A 3261-nucleotide genomic window follows, 5' to 3' on the forward strand; every position below is an offset into this window, starting at 1 on the left:
TTCGACCAGCTGCGCCACTACGCCCGCCACCACGGGCTGCGGCTGACCGACGTGGCGCGCGAGGTGATGGAAAGCCGCACCGACCCTACGCTGGCTCCCAAAGACCAGCGATGAGGAGGAGGCTTGGATGGTGCTCAGCGCGGACATGGGACTGCTGCTGCACCAACTGGCCATCCCGGGTGAAAAGCAGCCCGCCCACGCCCTGCGCCAGGCGGCCCGGCTGCTGAGCCTGGACGGCCTGGCTCTCTCCCTCCTACACGGCGACAGCGACAGCGACAGCGACGGCCTGGAACTGCTGTGGCACACCGGCGAGAGCGCCGCCCTGCTGGACGATATGCAGTTCACCCAAGGCCACGGCCCCAGCCGCGACGCCCTGCACAGCCTGGCCCCCGTCCTGGAGCCGGACTTCGCCCGTGCCCCCGCCGGCCGCTGGCCCGGGCTCGCCGCCGCCACCGGCGAACTCGCCATCCACGCCGTCTTCGCCTTCCCCCTCACCCTCGGCGTCATCCGCCTCGGCGTCCTCACCGGCCACCGCCGCACCCCCGGGCCCCTCACCGCCCAGCAGACCACCGACACCCTCGCCCTCACCGAACTGCTCACCACCCCCCACACCCCCGCCCTCAGCCCCGCCGCCGTCCGCCACTTGCACCGGGCCGACGTCCACCAGGCCACCGGCATGACCGCCGCCCAGCTCAACATCCCCCCGGCCGACGCCCTCGCCCGCATCCGCGCCCACGCCTACCGCCACGACCAGCCCCTCCTGGACACCGCCCACGCCATCCTCACCGGACAACTCCAGCTCACACACAACTCCCGCCCCACGAAATGAACCTGCACTGGACCCCGGACGGACACTTCCCCCTCGCCTACCACACCCCATGGCCAAGGCCCTGACCACAGCCACTCCGACCACCGCCTGACCCCACACGGCAGCGACCGGAGACCGCGAGGCCCGGACGGACAGGGGAGCGGCCGGCCGGGCCTCACCCTCCAGAACCCTCTTCAGCTGAGGTTCAGGTCTCCGTGCACGATCTGCCGCGCGATGGTCTCGATCGATATGCCTTCGGTGAATGCCCGGGCTTTGATGAGTGCCAGCGCGTCGGCGACTGGGCGGCCGAGCTGCGCGGAAAGCATGCCGGTGGCCTGCAGAACGGTTGGACGGATGTCGATTTCGCCGTAGATGCCGGCGTCGGCGTCCGGGCCACGGAGCACGATGGTGGCGAGGGCGGCGGCAACCTCGCTGAAGTCGGCAGGCATCGCGGGTGCCGGATGTGGATCGAAGACCGTCAGCACCCCCATGCAGCTGTCCTGTGACGGGAGCGGTAGGGCGGCCACCGAGGCGATGCCCAACGATGCAAGGCCGGTCCCGTAGCCGGGCCAGCGTGCCTCCATTGCCCGCCCGGAAGGCGCTGTCAGGTTCTTGGAGGCGCGTGTGATGATCTTCGTGTGGGTCGTTGTGGGAGGGGCTGTTCGTGGACGCGCCGTCGTACAAGGGCTATCGGTTTCCGGCTGAGGTCATCGGTCACGCTGTGGGGCTGTATCACCGTTTCCCGCTGTCGTACCGCGAGGTCGAGGAGCTCCTGTTCGAGCGCGGCATCACCGTCTCGTAGGAGTCGGTCCGGGCCTGGTGCGCCACGTTCGGCCCTGCCTACGCCCGGTAGTTGCGCCGCCGGCAGCCCCGGCCCGGCGACCGGTGGCATCTGGACGAGATGTTCATCAAGGTCAACGGGCGGATGCGGTACCTGTGGCGGGCCGTCGACCAGGACGGGAACGTCCTTCGACATCCTCGTGACCGACAAGCGTGACGCCACTGCGGCGAAGCGGCTCCTCCGCAAGCTCCTCACGGGGCTGCAGTACGTGCCACGGGTGATCGTGACCGACAAGCTCCGCTCGTACGGGGCCGCCCACCGCCAGGTGTTCCCCTCAGTGGAACACCGCCGCTCAAAGTACCTGAACAACCGGGCCGAGAACAGCCACCAGCCCACCCGCCAGCGCGAGAAAGCCATGAAGAACTTCCGCTCCAGCGGGGCAGCCCAGAGATCCCTCGCCGCGTTCTCCAGGATCTCAACGCTCTTCCGACCCCACCGCCATTTACTCACAACCAGTGACTACCGCACCGAGATGACCGAACGATTCCTCCTCTGGAAGACCGTCACTGGCATGGCCACGACCAGCTGATCGGGGACGCTCCCTCGGGCCACCCCCATCCTCCACACACCCCAACCCACCCGCCACACCAACAACTTGATTGTGAGGATGTTCGGGTGCCGCTTCGGGCGGTGGTCTGACCCGCAACTTGACTGGCCGTGTGCCTTGGTGTTGATCTGTCGGCCGCCTGCTCGGAGCGGTATCTGCTGCCGCCGGGCAGGGGACGTGTCCCGATAGGGGCCTTCGCGACAGGCACCGTCACAGTCTTGACCGCCCCGGCCCGGCGTCGGCCACCAGCACCCGAAGCGGATCAGGAGACAGGCGACCATGCCCAGCATCACGCAGCACGCTGCCCCATGTCACGTTCCCGGCACTGCCGAAGAGGTACTGCTCGGTGTCGACACTCACAAAGACGTCCACGCGGCGGCCGTGGTCACCGTGCTCGGCGCCGTCCTGGACGGCCGCAGTTTCCCGGCCACGGCCGAGGGCTACCGACAGCTCGTAGCGTGGGCCCGCTCGTTCGGCACGCTGCGGCGGGCAGGCGTTGAGTACACCGGCTCCTACGGGGCAGCCCTGGCGCGTCACCTGCGGGCCGAGGGCGTCGAGGTGATCGAGGTCAACCAGCCGGACAAGGCCGCCCGGCGCCGCCACGGCAAGAGGCGACGCCGTCGACGCCGAAGCCGCTGCCCGCGCCGTGCTGTCCGGCCGCGCCACCGCCACGGCGAAGACGAGCGACGGCCCGGTGGAGATGCTGCGGCTGTTCAAACTGGCCAAGAGCTCCGCGGTCAAGTCCCGAACCCAGACCATCAACCAGCCCAAGAGCATCCTCGTCTCCGTCGACCCCGCCCTGCGCGAGCTGCTGGCCGGCCTGAGCAACCCGCGCCTGGTCAAGCGGTGCGCCGAGCTGGACGGTCAGACCGCGACCGGGCCGTCAGCAGCCGCCCGCCACACTCTGCGGCTGCTCGCTGGCCGCATCCAGTACCTGACCAAGGAGATCGACGACCTCAACAAGCAGATAGCCGCCGTCGTCAAAGCCACTGCCCCCGGTCTGCTCGACGTCTACGGTGCCGGCCCGGACAGCGCGGCCGCCCTCCTGATCGCGGCCGGGGACAA

At 69.4% G+C, this 3261-nt stretch carries 2 protein-coding genes and 3 pseudogenes; 4 read left to right on the forward strand and 1 reads right to left on the reverse strand.

Annotated features, from left to right (window positions below; all coding sequences use genetic code 11):
* Positions 1–127: 127 nt before the first annotated feature.
* Positions 128–829, forward strand: coding sequence for an ANTAR domain-containing protein (locus tag ACZ7NC_RS44900; RefSeq protein WP_471498059.1), 702 nt, complete (start codon positions 128–130; stop codon positions 827–829).
* A gap of 173 nt (positions 830–1002) precedes the next feature.
* On the opposite strand, the gene ACZ7NC_RS44905 is transcribed toward ACZ7NC_RS44900, so the two are convergent.
* Positions 1003–1299, reverse strand: coding sequence for an ANTAR domain-containing protein (locus ACZ7NC_RS44905; protein ID WP_471498063.1), 297 nt, complete (start codon positions 1297–1299; stop codon positions 1003–1005).
* A 167-nt stretch (positions 1300–1466) separates the two neighbouring features.
* Between ACZ7NC_RS44905 and ACZ7NC_RS44910 the strand changes: the two are divergent.
* From ACZ7NC_RS44910 to ACZ7NC_RS44920, 3 pseudogenes are all read left to right on the forward strand, one after another.
* Positions 1467–2178, forward strand: a pseudogene (locus tag ACZ7NC_RS44910) (IS6 family transposase).
* A gap of 297 nt (positions 2179–2475) precedes the next feature.
* Positions 2476–2745: pseudogene (locus ACZ7NC_RS44915) on the forward strand (IS110 family transposase); the annotation flags it as partial.
* A 97-nt stretch (positions 2746–2842) separates the two neighbouring features.
* Positions 2843–3261 (forward strand): annotated as a pseudogene (locus ACZ7NC_RS44920) (IS110 family transposase); the annotation flags it as partial.

This window comes from Streptomyces sp. NPDC111802 (assembly GCF_055634335.1).

Excerpts from the sequence above, each read along its gene's own strand:
- ACZ7NC_RS44900 (WP_471498059.1), top strand. The coding sequence starts at position 128 with ATGGTGCTCAGCGCGGACATGGGACTGCTGCTGCACCAACTGGCCATC.
- ACZ7NC_RS44905 (WP_471498063.1), bottom strand. The coding sequence starts at position 1,299 with ATGGGGGTGCTGACGGTCTTCGATCCACATCCGGCACCCGCGATGCCT.